Source organism: Bacillus sp. PK6-026, from assembly GCF_054161455.1.
This window is the reverse complement of the sequence record NZ_CP096418.1, coordinates 1,955,291-1,969,643: the sequence shown is the minus strand read 5'-3', so window position 1 is coordinate 1,969,643 and position 14,353 is coordinate 1,955,291. Positions and strand designations below refer to the sequence as shown.

General features: G+C 38.5%; 16 protein-coding genes. 1 reads left to right on the top strand and 15 read right to left on the bottom strand.

Translation table 11 applies throughout. The features are described 5' to 3' along the window. Window position 1: 1 nt before the first annotated feature. The 6 genes from ureG to M1D59_RS10115 are packed head-to-tail and all read right to left on the bottom strand — an operon-like array spanning window position 2 to window position 4,135. Window positions 2-613, bottom strand: a complete 612-nt coding sequence (gene ureG, locus M1D59_RS10140) for an urease accessory protein UreG (protein WP_020451539.1) — start codon at window positions 611-613, stop codon at window positions 2-4. 20 nt (window positions 614-633) lie between these two features. Further along, a complete protein-coding gene (locus tag M1D59_RS10135; RefSeq protein WP_026579680.1) occupies window positions 634-1,317 on the bottom strand; it encodes an urease accessory protein UreF in 684 nt (227 codons plus the stop codon). Further along, window positions 1,310-1,765 (bottom strand): urease accessory protein UreE, encoded by a 456-nt coding sequence (ureE, locus tag M1D59_RS10130; RefSeq protein WP_026579681.1) that lies wholly within the window; start codon window positions 1,763-1,765, stop codon window positions 1,310-1,312. The genes M1D59_RS10135 and ureE overlap by 8 nt, the downstream gene beginning before the upstream one ends. A 10-nt stretch (window positions 1,766-1,775) precedes the next feature. Further along, on the bottom strand, window positions 1,776-3,488 hold the full coding sequence (gene ureC, locus M1D59_RS10125) for an urease subunit alpha (RefSeq protein WP_458118011.1): 1,713 nt from the start codon (window positions 3,486-3,488) through the stop codon (window positions 1,776-1,778). After that, window positions 3,485-3,811: an urease subunit beta gene (ureB, locus tag M1D59_RS10120; protein ID WP_020451535.1), complete on the bottom strand. Its 327-nt coding sequence runs from the start codon at window positions 3,809-3,811 to the stop codon at window positions 3,485-3,487. The genes ureC and ureB overlap by 4 nt, the downstream gene beginning before the upstream one ends. 21 nt (window positions 3,812-3,832) lie before the next feature. Continuing rightward, window positions 3,833-4,135 carry an urease subunit gamma gene (locus M1D59_RS10115; protein ID WP_020451534.1) on the bottom strand — a complete coding sequence of 101 codons (303 nt, stop codon included), beginning with the start codon at window positions 4,133-4,135 and terminating at the stop codon, window positions 3,833-3,835. A 241-nt stretch (window positions 4,136-4,376) separates the two neighbouring features. Between M1D59_RS10115 and M1D59_RS10110 the strand changes: the two genes are divergently transcribed. Next, complete coding sequence (locus M1D59_RS10110) at window positions 4,377-5,321, top strand: urea transporter (protein WP_020451533.1); 945 nt, start codon at window positions 4,377-4,379, stop codon at window positions 5,319-5,321. A 571-nt stretch (window positions 5,322-5,892) separates the two neighbouring features. Here the strand turns inward: M1D59_RS10110 and M1D59_RS10105 are convergent. From M1D59_RS10105 to M1D59_RS10065, 9 genes are all read right to left on the bottom strand, one after another. Then, the gene (locus M1D59_RS10105) at window positions 5,893-6,144 is read right to left on the bottom strand and encodes a hypothetical protein (protein ID WP_020451531.1); all 252 of its coding nucleotides are present in this window, start codon (window positions 6,142-6,144) and stop codon (window positions 5,893-5,895) included. Between the two features lie 518 nt (window positions 6,145-6,662). Next, window positions 6,663-7,796 carry a Rap family tetratricopeptide repeat protein gene (locus M1D59_RS10100; RefSeq protein WP_025811520.1) on the bottom strand — a complete coding sequence of 378 codons (1,134 nt, stop codon included), beginning with the start codon at window positions 7,794-7,796 and terminating at the stop codon, window positions 6,663-6,665. 59 nt (window positions 7,797-7,855) lie between these two features. Beyond that, window positions 7,856-9,109: an MFS transporter gene (locus M1D59_RS10095; protein WP_025811518.1), complete on the bottom strand. Its 1,254-nt coding sequence runs from the start codon at window positions 9,107-9,109 to the stop codon at window positions 7,856-7,858. Window positions 9,110-9,314: 205 nt separating this feature from the next. After that, complete coding sequence (locus tag M1D59_RS10090) at window positions 9,315-9,734, bottom strand: SMI1/KNR4 family protein (RefSeq protein ID WP_025811516.1); 420 nt, start codon at window positions 9,732-9,734, stop codon at window positions 9,315-9,317. Then, on the bottom strand, window positions 9,734-10,117 hold the full coding sequence (locus M1D59_RS10085; RefSeq protein ID WP_458118010.1) for an immunity 22 family protein: 384 nt from the start codon (window positions 10,115-10,117) through the stop codon (window positions 9,734-9,736). Before M1D59_RS10085 ends, M1D59_RS10090 begins: the two co-directional genes overlap by 1 nt. A gap of 192 nt (window positions 10,118-10,309) precedes the next feature. Next, window positions 10,310-10,765 carry a DUF4274 domain-containing protein gene (locus tag M1D59_RS10080; RefSeq protein WP_025811512.1) on the bottom strand — a complete coding sequence of 152 codons (456 nt, stop codon included), beginning with the start codon at window positions 10,763-10,765 and terminating at the stop codon, window positions 10,310-10,312. A 209-nt stretch (window positions 10,766-10,974) separates the two neighbouring features. Continuing rightward, window positions 10,975-11,502: a hypothetical protein gene (locus tag M1D59_RS10075; RefSeq protein WP_216920643.1), complete on the bottom strand. Its 528-nt coding sequence runs from the start codon at window positions 11,500-11,502 to the stop codon at window positions 10,975-10,977. Window positions 11,503-11,511: 9 nt separating this feature from the next. Next, window positions 11,512-13,350: a T7SS effector LXG polymorphic toxin gene (locus M1D59_RS10070; RefSeq protein WP_106070730.1), complete on the bottom strand. Its 1,839-nt coding sequence runs from the start codon at window positions 13,348-13,350 to the stop codon at window positions 11,512-11,514. Between the two features lie 150 nt (window positions 13,351-13,500). After that, window positions 13,501-14,061 carry an SMI1/KNR4 family protein gene (locus M1D59_RS10065; protein WP_458118009.1) on the bottom strand — a complete coding sequence of 187 codons (561 nt, stop codon included), beginning with the start codon at window positions 14,059-14,061 and terminating at the stop codon, window positions 13,501-13,503. Window positions 14,062-14,353 lie beyond the last annotated feature (292 nt).

Here is a 14,353-nt window from a genome sequence, read left to right as displayed (position 1 = left end):
CTTACTCCAGTCCTTTTAATAGTGCATTTTCCTTAATCCAGTCAATGACTTGATCAAGACCTTCATTCGTTTTTAAATTTGTAAAAGCGAACGGCTTGTCTCCGCGGAAAACCTTCGTATCAGATGCCATAACGTCCAGATTTGCTCCAACGAAAGGCGCTAAATCTGTTTTATTGATGATAAACAAATCAGATTTAATCATTCCTTGACCGCCTTTTCTCGGTATTTTCTCCCCTTGGGCCACATCAATAATATAGATTGAAAAGTCAACAAGTTCAGGGCTGAATGTAGCTGCCAGATTATCTCCACCGCTTTCAACGAAAATAAGTTCAACGTCTGGATTCTTCTTCACTAGCTCATCAATGGCTGCAAAGTTCATTGATGCGTCTTCGCGTATTGCCGTATGAGGGCAGCCGCCTGTTTCCACACCTATAATCCGATCTGCGGGAAGCACCCCGTTGTTCATTAAAAACTTGGCATCTTCTTTTGTATAAATGTCGTTTGTCACAACTGCCATACTCATTTCATCTTGCAAATGCCGGGTTAATTTTTCGACTAACATCGTTTTCCCTGCTCCTACAGGTCCTCCTACACCGATCCTAATTGGTTTCATACCTAACACTTCCTTTTTTATTAAGACATGAAAATACGAATATTTACACGCTCGTGCATCATTTGAGATAATTCTAAACCGGGAGAAACAATCCCGAATTCTTCTTCATTTAAACTTTGAATTTTTTCTGTTGCTTCGATTAAAACAGTCTGAAATTCTTGAATTGTCTTTTGACCTGCCACTTGCCCTAGAGGGACGGCCCGTACCGCATTTTGAACAAGATTTGAGACTGCTGAATACAAATAGTACAGTGTAGTCGTTGATGAAGGGACACCAAGATGATGACCTACAATCGTAAATACAATGGAGGGATGTCCAAACGATTGCTTTTGATCTATACGCTCCCGATATGTTGAAAGAATGGGTATATCATATAGGGATTCAATAAGATTTAACATCCGCTCGCCCATCCTTTGGGTTCCTTCTCTTGTTTCACGCGGCAAACTTTGAACAGTCAACATGCGATCTAATTTCCATACTGTTTGTAAATCTTCGTTCTCTAAAGCTTCATATACAAGACGGGAAGCCAACCCATCTGAATAGATGAGCTGCTCGTTTACATACGTATGAAGCCATTGTACGAACGTTGCTTGATCATGGACTTTATCTTCTTGAATATAGGTCTCAAGACCATACGAATGACTAAAAGCCCCTATAGGGAAATTTGAATCACATAGTTGGAGTAAAGATAAAATATTAATCATGGCTATGACCGATATGGCGGAAAGCCTGTTTTACTTTTCGGTCTTCACGTTTATATGGAATTTGCAGGTCTTGAAGTAACTCTTCTACAAGATAATCATATTGAACAAGCATTTCGTCCTCTTCAAACTGCGCCGGCAGGTGGCGATTTCCTAATTGATGAGCGATCGTTCCCATTTCATTCAAGGTGCGCGGTTTGATAACTAATAAATCATCGGACAGTACATCGATGACGACCATATTTTTATCGTCCATATACAAAACATCACCAGCGACAAGGTCACGCGCTTCTTTTAAGCGTATTCCAATTTCGTTGCCATGATCTGTTTTCACCCGTTGGATTCGTTTTACTAAATAAGCACTTTCAAGGTAAACTTTTTCAATATGGCGTTTTTCAATTTCCTCTTTTTCCATGTTTTCAAGATTTGTTACGATTTGTTCAATGATCATGACTCTCACCTCAGAATAGGAAATATCGTTGACCCATTGGCACCTTATCAACAGGGTCACATGTAATTAATTGGCCATTTACTTTTACTTCATATGTTTGTGGATCGACCGTTATTTCAGGAGTTTCGCAATTCAGCTTCATATCTTTTTTCGTTAGTTTGCGAATACCGCGAACCGGAAGAATGATTTTTTGCAACCCAAGCTTCTCATGCACTTTGTCATCGAAAGCTGCCTGGGAAATAAACGTAATGGAAGTGCTGGACAACGCCTTGCCAAACTGCCCATACATCGGACGGTAAATAACAGGCTGCGGTGTCGGGATAGAGGCGTTAGCATCTCCCATTAAGCTCTCTGCAACAAAGCCGCTTTTCATCACCATTTCAGGCTTCACACCGAAAAATGCTGGATTCCAGACAACGAGGTCGGCCATTTTCCCTCTCTCGATAGAACCGACATATTCAGAAATACCATGAGTAATGGCAGGATTAATTGTATATTTGGCAATATAACGTTTTACGCGGTTGTTGTCCGAAAGCTCGCTGTCGCCCGCCATTGTTCCTCTTTGTTTTTTCATCTTATCGGCTACTTGCCATGTACGTAAAATGACTTCTCCAATCCGTCCCATCGCTTGGGCATCCGAACTAGTCATACTGAATACACCCATATCCTGGAGAATATCCTCAGCTGCAATCGTTTCGCGTCTGATACGTGAGTCAGCAAACGCCAAATCTTCCGGAATAGATGGATTCAAGTGGTGACAGACCATTAACATATCTAAGTGCTCATCTACCGTATTGACTGTATAAGGTAATGTCGGGTTCGTAGATGACGGCAGAACATTGTTAAAGCTGGCCGATTTAATTAAGTCAGGAGCATGTCCTCCCCCTGCACCCTCTGTATGGTACATATGAATGACGCGATTTTTAATAGCTGCCATTGTATTTTCCATAAATCCGCCTTCGTTTAATGTATCCGCGTGAAGGGCAACCTGAACATCATATTTGTCAGCCACACTTAGCGCATGATCGATAGCTGAAGCTGTAGCGCCCCAGTCCTCATGAACTTTCAGTCCAATGGCACCGGCGCGTATTTGCTCTACCAGCGGAGCTTCTGAAGCGGCTTGTCCTTTTCCTGTAAACCCAACATTAATCGGCATGCCCTCTGCCGCTTCAAGCATTCGGTGCATATGCCACTCGCCCGGTGTAACCGTGGTAGCCTTTGAACCTGCAGCAGGGCCTGTTCCTCCTCCAATTAGGGTGGTAAGACCTGAAGCTAATGCTGTTCTGATTTGCTCCGGATTAATAAAATGGACGTGAGTGTCAATTCCGCCCGCAGTTACAATCATACCTTCAGCAGCAATAACTTCTGTACCAGAGCCAATCACAATATCCACATTGTCCATGATTAGCGGATTACCTGCTTTCCCGATTCCAGCGATTTTGCCATCACGAATTCCAATGTCCGCTTTATAAATACCAGTGTAATCTAAGACAACAGCATTCGTAATGACAACATCTGCTATTCCCTCTCCACGTATAACTAAAGGGTGTTGTCCCATTCCATCACGAATAACTTTACCGCCGCCGAATACCACTTCATCTCCATATGTCGTGTAGTCTTTCTCAATTTCGATGAGCAAATCTGTATCTGCCAGACGAATAGAGTCCCCTGTAGTCGGGCCGTACATTTCAGCGTATTGCTTTCTTGGCATCTTGAAGCTCATGATTGGTTCCCCTCTTTTTCTAATGATCCGTCCACTTTATTATTAAATCCGTATACCCGGCGTTCGCCGGCGTAAGGCACTAATTCCACTTCTTTTTCATCCCCGGGCTCAAAACGCACAGCTGCTCCTGCCGGAATGTTTAGTCGCTTTCCAAATGCTTCTTCTCGTTTGAATTGAAGCGCTTCATTCGCTTCATAAAAATGAAAATGTGAACCTACTTGAACTGGGCGGTCACCTGTATTCGTTACATTCAATTTGGACGCCGCTCTTCCGACATTACAAATGATATCCGTTTCTTTTAAAAATAGTTGCCCCGGTTCCATTTCAATAGCCTCCTATCCATTTTATTTAATTGGACTATGTACAGTTACAAGCTTTGTGCCGTCTGGAAATGTAGCTTCTACCTGGATATCATCAATCATTTCCGGAATGCCTTCCATTACATCTTCCCGCGACAAAATGGTTGTTCCATATTCCATCAACTCCGCAACTGTTTTTCCATCCCGTGCTCCTTCCAACACTTCATACGTTATCAGGGCTACTGCTTCCGGGTGATTCAATTTTAATCCCCGTTCTTTACGTCGCTTCGCAAGATCTGCTGCCACAACAATCATAAGCTTGTCTACTTCACGCGGTAATAGTTGCATCACAAAACCTCCCTGTATTTTTATTACGACCAAACGGTGAGCATTCATTATAAGGGGGAGCCAGTTCATTAACATTCTGAGCTGAAAGCGCAAAAACTAAAAAACTGAAAATATATTTGATTCCCCTGCTTCTGTTTTAAATGTATATCATTTTTTACATATATGTCAATTTATATATTCAAAAATTTATATATGATACATTGAAGATATATAACCTTGAAAAGAAAGGAGAATATTCATTATGCGAAAAAACAAACATCATTTATTAAGCGAGGCGGTGTTTTCCCGTTTAATAACAGCTTCTCTCAAAGGCATCTCTCAAGTCATCCTGATTGAGAATGTTATGACCGGCTTTCTAATCCTTATAGCCATTACTATTTTTTCCTATTATTTAGGTATAATCGCTTTGTTGTCCGCTATTATCGGTACTTTAGTAGGGAAATTGGGAGCGGCAGATGAAAAGATTATAAATGAGGGTCTATTAGGATATAATTCTGTGTTAACAGGAATGGCATTGGCATCATTCTTAACTGGCCCTTACATGTGGCTTGTCGCTTTAATTGGATCAGCCTTAGCAGCCATTTTTACAGCCGCCATGATGCATTTTACGAAAAGAACCGAAGTTCCAATTCTTACATTCCCCTTTGTTATCCTGACATGGTTTATATTGCTGGCTTCATACAAATTAAATGGGGTTAAATTAAGCTCTGCCCTGATACCTCAGGATTTAACACACTGGGAACTAAAGACAGCAGGGGGAGTCAATTTAGTAGACGGGGTCTTTCATGGAATTGGACAAGTATTTTTTCTGAATAACACAGTATCCGGGATTTTAATTTTTCTAGCCGTATTTTGGGCAGGAAGAAAACTGGGACTTTATGCAGTTATCGGAAATGCAGTTGCCATCATCATTGCATTCCTTTTAGGAGGAGAGCGTTCTCTCATAACATTGGGTCTTTACGGGTATAATGCAATTTTAACAATCCTGGCCGTATCTGCCATTTTTAAAAGTGAACATAACCGGTTTTCATTTTTGTCAGGGATCATTTCAGCTTGTCTGACGGTGCCTATAACAGCGGGACTCAGCACTTATCTTTTGCCATATGGACTCCCTGCCCTAACAATGCCGTTTGTTCTTTGTTCATGGCTGTTTTTAGGTGCAAGAAAGGTTCTGCAAAACTTATAAGCATTGCCTATTGATGATGTAAATCAGCCGCTTAGTGGTTACGCAAGAAATAAAAGTCATGGAAGAAACCCATGATGTCTTACTATACGAATCTACTCGCGTTTAGACATTAATGAATGATAACTTGTGAAAAACGATGGTGAGCTAAAAACTTACAGGAATGCCGGGACTTTGATAGGAATGTTCCATTTCATTGACACTCTCACTTCAGAAATATCTGGAATCAATCGATTACCACATGAAACAGACTTATTTTTCAATAATGATGCTATGAGAGCGTCTCCGACATTATTCGCTAGATAAGACCCTTAGGCCAGTCAGTCTGAAGGTGTGCTGCGGCCGCTGTTCAGCTCTCCCATGTAAACTGTGAAAAACTCATATTGGCGCAAGCATATTCTGATGGTGCCGCGGAAAACTGTTCCAGCTTTGTTTTCATTGATCAACGAGAGGGGCATAAATAAAGAGGATTTGGACACAGAGAGGTGAAAGTAACTGATTTGGTTAATGAAAAAAATTCTGTCTCAGAAAGAATAAGAATACAAACGATTGAGACAGAATTTTGTCTTACGGTTTACTTATACACGTAGCAAGTTCCTTGTATAACCGTAACACATGTATATGTTTCATGATAAGATTTACCTTGGCTGTCTCTAAAGAAAACAGTTACAGTATTGTTGCCATTCCATTGGAATTGATAGGCGTCTGGATACTTGTCTCGAATCGGAGTTAAATCCGGCGCAGCACTTGCAGGTAATCCGGATACCAACAGAGCCCCAGCAACTGCAACCGCTCCCGCTACTTTTTTGAGTTTGTTTTTAAACATAAACACATCCCCTTTTCGTTTTGTTTAACTATTAAATGCTTGTCCATTTAATAGACACCTTGAGCTTAACACCAAAAGGATGAAAAAATTGTCAAATGGTGTAGAATTGAAAAATAATTCAAAAATAATACACATTTTTACAATTGATTAGCCATAACTTTAATCACTTTTCACTTAGGATTTACTTTAATTGCATTCCTCAGCATCAATCCTTCCATTTTTTCTAGAGGCAAATCTGGTGCTGGGAGTATATTTGAGAGCCGCTTCTTTACTGGCTTGAATATATTGGTGAAATCCGGAAAACTAATCGATATTTCAGAAATGAAAAAGACCAGCCCATAAACTCACAGTGAGTTTCACGAACTGGTCTCTTTTAAAGGTTCTATATATTAATTTAGCAGTCTCAGAGTTAAATTGCTACCCTGTCAGCAACATGATATGCTGTATTTGTTGATTGATCGTAAGAAGTGCCCAATAAACCAACTGCACCTAATAACAGAATAGAGCAAATTAGCAACTTAGCTTTCATGTACTGTCCCACTCCTTTGTATTTGTCTTCTTGCCTCAACTACTCTGCGGTAAAACTCAAGTGAATCATGTAGCATTTCTTTTCCTTGTAGAAGTTCTGCCGTGATGACTCCATACTCTTCTATGTCTGCATACATACCTTTTTCACTGAAGAACTCAAAGGATTCTCGAACTGTGTCAAGGTCAAATGATAAATACAACCCGTAAATCATTTTCAGCTTTGTAAGGAATTCTTGGTCCTCAAATTTTTGAGCCCATTCCATACCCTCAAAGTACCGATCTTCTGCTTCAATCCACTTCTCTTGTTTCGCTTTAACGTGCGAAATATTAAAGAGGGCTTTTGGCAAAAAGCTGTGCTTTTCATTTTTATAAAGTTCAGCAGCCATTTGAAAATGATTTTCTGCTTTGTAAAGTTCTTCAAGTTGATTATAACATATTCCAATATTCAAGTGTGAAGAACCAATTAAATAATCAACTTGTAATTCCTTTGCATCTGACAGTGCTTTGCTGGTATGCTCCAGGGCTTTTTCAGGATTCATTTTATCCAGCCAGTTACCAGTCATTAAAAATTGGCATTGTACTCTACGCTGTCCATATGTTGGCTGTTTTAAATAAATCTTATATGCATGATTAGCATAATACATTGAAAAATATGTTTGTTTCATATAGTAATAAATTTCTGACAATTTGAAATAAAATTCTGCCTTTTCAACATCATCGCTTTCAAATGAATTCAATTGATTTTCGGCATTTTGGTAGTAAGCTAAAGCATGAAGAAGTTCTTTCTGTCTAAAATGATACATTGCTGTGAAGAAATAGTAATAATATTCGAGCATACCATTCAAATTTCTCCCGCCTTTAGTCTTTTCCCTTAACTCTTCATAATGAACCTGTATATCTTTTGCTGCTTCTGGACAAATGTAATCCAACATCAGCTTATGACGGAATTCAAGCAATGAAAAATATATAAGGACATCCTGATTTTCTTCCATTATAGCGATCTCTTGTTTAACCTCAGATTTCATTTTTTCAGCTTCATCAACCCAGTCATTTTTAAGAGCTACATACCAATAATTCATTTTCGTTGCCACTAGATCATAAGGTATTACGCTTTTATATACCAAAATAAAAACCCCTTTCTTAATCATTTTGAAATATTCGGCATTTAAACGTATGAATTTTCTTACATTTTTAAACTTTCTTCTTTATCCCTTATCATGTCTGAACGATTGGTTTTACTTAGTTTCGTAAGAGTTAATATCGCAATTCCAGCTAGAATTTCAATCAGTCCGCCGAAAGCGATAACTTTTCCTGCACCAAAGGCAGCAGCTGCATAGCCGCTAATTAAAGCCCCTAATGGTACCATCACATGAGAGATCATTCTAATAACAGCAAATACCTGCGGCTGATCTTCATCTGCAACTGAGGTTTGAATAATGGTGTGTTCAGGTACGTTTATGGCACTAATGGTAGCCCCCAAAACAAATGCTGCGAGAAGAAGTAGTAATAAAACTGAATTCATTCCTGTTATGAAAAGTGCAATTCCTTCTATAATTCCAGCGGAGACAAACAATAGTCCATATCGGTTCACTCTTACTTTAGTTAAGATAAACCCCATTAAAAAGGCTCCGGTAGCTGTTGCTACTCTTATGAAAGAATGAATGACCGAACCGCCGCCTAAATCTTCTGACAGATAGATCGCTGAAAGCGCCTCCCAAGGAGCTGAACCGATATTCAACAAAATGCAGTATACGGCTAGCGGAAGCAAAATATGATGATTTCGAACAAGTACAAAACCTCTTTTTAGCTTTTTAAAATATGCGCCTTTTGGTTTCTGTTCCTGAGCCCCTTCTTCTTTCGAGCTAAATTTTATACACAGAACTAAACAGGCTGAAGCGATGTAAAATGGAAATATAATAAGCATTGTATAAGCAGCGCCTATTACAGCAATCAATATACCGCAAACCATTAACGAGACCAATTTTACAATTTGGGCTGAAGATTCTATGGTGGCATTAGCTTTTTGAATAAGTTCATTCTTAACAATTTGCGGAATCATGGAAATGGATGCAGGATCATAAGAAGCCCCAGTTGCCGAATGTATCAGCATTAGTGAAATAATGAACCATAATGGTGAAAATCCACTAAAATAAAAAATTGGAATGATCAGCATCAATGAAGCCCTTGTTATATCTGCGGAGAACATCCAGAACTTAAGAGTTTTTGGTTTCATAAAAGGTGAAATCAACGGTCCTATTAAAGCTTGGGGAAGAAGGGTGACAGCTATTAGCATACCTGTTCCGACAGCCCCTTTTCCATCTAAAATGAGAAACCACAAAATAGAAGTAAAAGCAAAGCTGTCTGCGGTTATTTTCACCATTTTAGAGACAAACAGAAAGGAAAAATTTCTTTGCCACACAGTGGAGCCACTATTCATTCCTCAAAAAATCCCCCTTACAAAAATCCCTCATTTTTACAGGTCTCTCACCAAAGCATATCCTATATTTGGTTTCTTGGTCAATGTAGGAGAGGAATAATTTAAGAAACATTAAGGTAAAAAGGGCTTTCACAATTAATCGTCTCCCTTCTAAAACAAAAACCCCGCCCTTTTTAGAGGTGGAGTTTTAAATCTTGGCTTTTCCTTACCAGTTATCTATTGCTTCTTGAAAACTGTCTTGTAAATAATCATCAAAGCTAGAATATCTTTCAATCTCCTTTTTGCTTATGTCATCCCACCTTATTACACAATGATTTTCTCCAGTATTGAGACAATAAACAAACTCGTCCACATTTTCAATAACTAAGTATTCCTCAGGTAAACCAAATTTTCTAAATCTTTCTGTAGCATCAACTACTGAAGCATATCCATTTCCCTCTACTCCTAAGACCTCAACTCCACATATTCCTCCTGAGCCATATGCTTTAACAAACTCTTTATATTGCCTTGGAAATTTGCATCCTAATTTCTCTTCAGCCCTCGAAATATCTTCATCGGGTACTGCTCCGAAAAAATCATCTTTTTCTATATATTCATTTATCATCATTGAAATTTGAGTATTCATTACATATATTTAACTGAACCTAAAAATTTAAATTCACCGCCACCAATAGATACCTTCTTTTTGACACCTTTATAGTCGAAATTATATAAGACCACCGCATTATAATTTTTTGTCAGGTGCTCTCCACATACTGAAATAAATTCGGGGATAATCGTATGATCGTAAGAGAAGTCTTCTAATAATCGACTTACTGAGTTACTAGACTCTTCATAAAAATCTGCTTCACGAACAGACTCGTCGTACCTTTCTATATTAAAGCTATGAGCAAATATTGAAGGAATAAAATCACCATCTTCAGTATAAGAAGTTTTAAGAATCTTTTCTAATTCTTCTGGAGAACTGATACTGCCTACCCAAAGTGATACAAACTCTTCTTTTTGCATAAAGCTACCTCCTCTTCTATAGCTGCGCCTTTAGTGCCGACGACAGACGTAGCAACCATTCCGGTAGCCATATTTAAAACATCTCACCCGGCTTCTTCCCAAAACGCCTATAATTCCGCCCTATTCCTTGCTGGGTTTCTCCAATTTGTTCAAAAACCTTGAAAGGCACTGCCGTTCAAGGTGAAAAACGCATCAAATTTTTGGAACTTCAATCAAAACCCCTGGTGACTTATCAAGTAAAGCATCGGGAATATGCGGGTTATTTTTTTTCAACTTAAACCTATGAACCCTTGTTATTTCAGGATCGAATGAAATATTTTGAGAATTAAACTGCAAATTTATAAGCTTTTGATATGTTTGAATTAAAAAATCCTTCCATTCTTCTAAAGCAGATGCTGAAACATCGTCTGGGCTTTCGAGCATACGATAACCGTCTGCATAATGGAACATTAATAACCCCGTACCATAATCGCAATTTTCATTCTCTAGAATTGCTTTTGGAACTTCAAAACCACTATTCCAATTATAATTCGCTGCAAAAACATGGAGCAACAAAGGGTCATCAATGTTTCTTACCCGACTTATTGCGCTGTCTTTTTCTGTATTATAAAGCAACTCTTCGAGGAAATTAATATCTTTCTTCTTCATTACTGTTTTACCTCCTAACACACATACTACATATCTTTGTTTGACATAGTTTGGATCTAATCAATCTCATCCCCAGCTCACAAGAAAAAGCTCTCTTTCCAGAGAGCCTTTGTACCCCATCAAAATTTATTTCACAATAATACGCATTTATGACCAGCTTCTTTCGGACAAACCACCGAAATACTTATCTAATTTATAGAAGGTGTATTTTAAATATCAGCAAGAAATTTTTTTCTCAAAGACTCAATCATATCAATTTCACCATTATAATCTACGTTACTTACAAAGGATTCATTCATTTTTTCAAAAAAATAGTCCGCCCCTTCAATTAAAGCAAGAAGGAAATCTCTTTTAGGTACGGCAGCTTTAATTTGAGTAGGAGCATCTAGTTCAAAAAGTAATAAATCATTAGCTAATGATCGCATACTTAAACGTAACGGCTGATCTGGAAAGTAAGTTTCACCATATCCTGTGCTCAAAACATTCTCGATTACATTTAATAAATATGCCCACAAATCATCAACTAAGTCCCATGTGGTTACATCCATCAAAATTTGATCATTAAATTTTATTATTATTGCGCCTTCAAGATAGTCAAAATCCAATATACGTTCTATATTTTTTAAATCATAGATGTTCTTAATATCTACAAAATAATCATTTTGCTGAGATTTCAATATCGATAAATCAGTAATTGTTCTATCTGGTCTGCGAATTAATGTATTAATATAAAACAAAATTTCCACCTACTCTACTGGATAGAATTGACCTATTCGTCCTTTTTTAAAACCAACTACATATTTTACTCCGTTATACGTTCCTGTTATTTGCTGCTTACCTGTTGTTCCCCTAAAGTCTTTTTCAGTCAAAACTCCTCGGTTTTGTTTTAAAATAGATTCTATAGCGTTAGCTATATCTTCTGTAGACAAATCCTTCTTGAAAAAAGACTGTGTCGCTTTAACTGATCCATCCCAATATTTAGGATGATGCCTTTCCAAAATATGCTTCATCCCTTTTTTATCTAGTAAGAACCGTCGATTTCCAAATGTCATTTTTCTGCTTTTGAAATTAGACAAGGCATTAACGACTTTTTCGGAAGTGGCTTTATTTATTCCGATATCGCCTTTCTCAACATTAGCAAGTTCCTTTATTCGTCGAATAAGCTCTTCTTTAAAGTTACTGCCTTCAATAGCATTATAAGGGAGTTTCCCCCCACCAGCAAACTGAACTTGCGGCGCAAAAGGGTTGTGTATTTGAATTCCTTTTATGTTTGAAGCGACCCTTTGCATCGATTTCTTGAAAGACGCTACGCTTTTTTCCAAAGCTTGTTTCGATACTTTTTTAGAAGCTTTAGTTGCTTTGGCAGCGACCTGCCCTACCTTCCCCGCTTTGGCGGCTTTTGCTGCTTTGTCAACGCCTTTAGAGCCAACAATCGATGTCCCGACCATTCCAACGGCATAGCTAAACCATCTGGCTTGGGTGTAAGAATCACCATTGACGACATCTCGTTGATACGAGTCTTCAATTCCTTTTTTTATAATATTGAATGTGACATCAGGATGATGAAGTGTAAAGTTAATGCCCTCAATCGTTTCGTCTGCGTGAACGACCATGTCCCATAGGCCTACTGCAGTATCGACGACTGCATTTTTGAGTCCTTCAGCACTTCCTTTAATTGCGTTGCCAAAATCACGAGCGCCTTCAATTTGATTGAAATATCGCTGTTGCCAAGGGGAAAGGTTCTCGTAGCCAATTTCTGTGGCCATCTCATAAAACTCTGAAGCCGTTGAAAAATTGTAATCATCAAGCTTCTTCTTTAGTTTAGCAATTTTATTATCCTGTTTGCTAACCTCGCTAGCTTCTTTTTCAAGCTTTGATCTCTTATCCAGCTTATCCAACATGACGCCCATCGCTGTGTCTTGTCCACCACGTAAAGCATCCATCTCATCCGGTTTTAAAATCGAGCCTTTTTGATAGCCGGTAATTTCAATTTTAGGCCCTGTGTACATTTTTTCAAGCCTGCTTATGTATCTCTGCATCGTTTCCAGGTCGTTTTCAGCGGTTTTAAGAGCGCTTGTCTGTTCCCTGTCGAACGTATGCAGCTTTTCAATTGTCTGATTGATTTCCTTTAAGGATTTCTGATTCTGTTCATGAAAATCGGTGTCATTCAAACCAGGCAAATCGACAATATGACTGACCTTCGCGATCGTGGCGTTCGATTTAGACACCAGGTGTTTGGTTGTTCGATTGGCCGCATTCAATCCTTGTTCTAGCTCGTGCTCAAGAAAGGTTTGCGAAATAAACCCGTTATGGTTTGGTTCCAGCGAATTCAATGCGGTTTTCATTTTCTTCAGCGTGGAACTGTATTCCTCTATGAAAGTATCATAGAACTGTAGAAAAGGGGTGTGGCACTCTTTGTAAAAGGCACGGATCGCGTCGCCGCCTTTTCCTTTTAAAGCATCATCTAGTGATGCGATTTCCTCAACGCTTTTTTGGACTTTGGCGAATTCGTCTGATTGATGTTTTAATTGTTCCAGGGTTTGATCAATGGCTTTGTGTAGCGCCTGAACATCCAAAGTCTTCATGGCACTCTCCTCTAATACTAAAGTTACAATCATTTTAGAGTTTACCACTTTATAGAAGTGAATTGGGGAATAAATCCTGATCATCCATGAAAATGATTCCTTAGAATTAGAAAAAAAACTATTCAAAAAAGACGACCAAAAATCCGGTCGTCATGTTCTATAATAATTCTCAGCTGTGTAATATCTCCACTCCCAAAATGGCTGCCCATGACACATAACATATCGGTCTAAAAATATCTCAAAATTTAAATCGAGAGGCTTATACTCAAGACCATCCTCAAGTAAATAAAGGTAGTTGGGATCTCCTTCCTTGAGCCTGTCTCTGTCAATCATTAGATCGCACTCTTCCAGCAAATGTCCAATTGGAATACCGTTAACATCCGCATAAAATTCCTCATCTTTCAGTTCTGTATCAATTTCCTTGATGTTAAATAAATGCAGACCTCCGCCAATATTCACTCCATCTAAAAGACTATCAAAAATTCCAGCTCCATTATGTAGAGTTAAAAATTTTTTATAATCATCAGGAAGAGATAATTGGTGATGTGTTTCGAAAGCTCGTATATCGCTTTGAGAGGCTCCGCTGCCAGAGAATGTGACAAGAGCATCTGTAATTTCACCTTCAGAGCCAAGAATCCTAATGACTCCATTTTGATCTAATAAGCTCTTTAAACCATGCACGGTATTCTGAACAAAACTTGTCAAGTGCATCCCCTCGCATTTACAGATTATTTATTTCTCCAACAACATGAATCTTTCTTATGAGCATCTATTTGAAGAGGAAGCAAATTGTTCAGGATGTCGTAATCATCACAAGTTTGTCTTTTAAGGATTTCCAATTACCGTATTATGTGAATTCGGATTAATTAAGGTTATTTTATTTAAAAGTTTAGGGGTACACAGCAGCAAACCAATAGCTGCATGAAACAGCCTCCTTGCAAATCTAAACCCGACTTTCACTTGAACAAAAGGTACAGTCTTATGCTCAAATGTTTCCTCTGAG

Coding starts and splice junctions, on each gene's coding strand:
- M1D59_RS10110 (WP_020451533.1), top strand. CDS start 4,377: ATGCGAAAAAACAAACATCATTTATTAAGCGAGGCGGTGTTTTCCCGT.
- M1D59_RS10105 (WP_020451531.1), bottom strand. CDS start 6,144: ATGTTTAAAAACAAACTCAAAAAAGTAGCGGGAGCGGTTGCAGTTGCT.
- M1D59_RS10070 (WP_106070730.1), bottom strand. CDS start 13,350: ATGAAGACTTTGGATGTTCAGGCGCTACACAAAGCCATTGATCAAACC.
- ureC (WP_458118011.1), bottom strand. CDS start 3,488: ATGAGCTTCAAGATGCCAAGAAAGCAATACGCTGAAATGTACGGCCCG.
- ureE (WP_026579681.1), bottom strand. CDS start 1,765: ATGATCATTGAACAAATCGTAACAAATCTTGAAAACATGGAAAAAGAG.
- M1D59_RS10090 (WP_025811516.1), bottom strand. CDS start 9,734: ATGAATACTCAAATTTCAATGATGATAAATGAATATATAGAAAAAGAT.
- M1D59_RS10065 (WP_458118009.1), bottom strand. CDS start 14,061: ATGCACTTGACAAGTTTTGTTCAGAATACCGTGCATGGTTTAAAGAGC.
- ureG (WP_020451539.1), bottom strand. CDS start 613: ATGAAACCAATTAGGATCGGTGTAGGAGGACCTGTAGGAGCAGGGAAA.
- M1D59_RS10115 (WP_020451534.1), bottom strand. CDS start 4,135: ATGCAACTATTACCGCGTGAAGTAGACAAGCTTATGATTGTTGTGGCA.
- M1D59_RS10080 (WP_025811512.1), bottom strand. CDS start 10,765: ATGAAGAAGAAAGATATTAATTTCCTCGAAGAGTTGCTTTATAATACA.
- M1D59_RS10135 (WP_026579680.1), bottom strand. CDS start 1,317: ATGATTAATATTTTATCTTTACTCCAACTATGTGATTCAAATTTCCCT.
- M1D59_RS10085 (WP_458118010.1), bottom strand. CDS start 10,117: ATGCAAAAAGAAGAGTTTGTATCACTTTGGGTAGGCAGTATCAGTTCT.
- ureB (WP_020451535.1), bottom strand. CDS start 3,811: ATGGAACCGGGGCAACTATTTTTAAAAGAAACGGATATCATTTGTAAT.
- M1D59_RS10095 (WP_025811518.1), bottom strand. CDS start 9,109: ATGAATAGTGGCTCCACTGTGTGGCAAAGAAATTTTTCCTTTCTGTTT.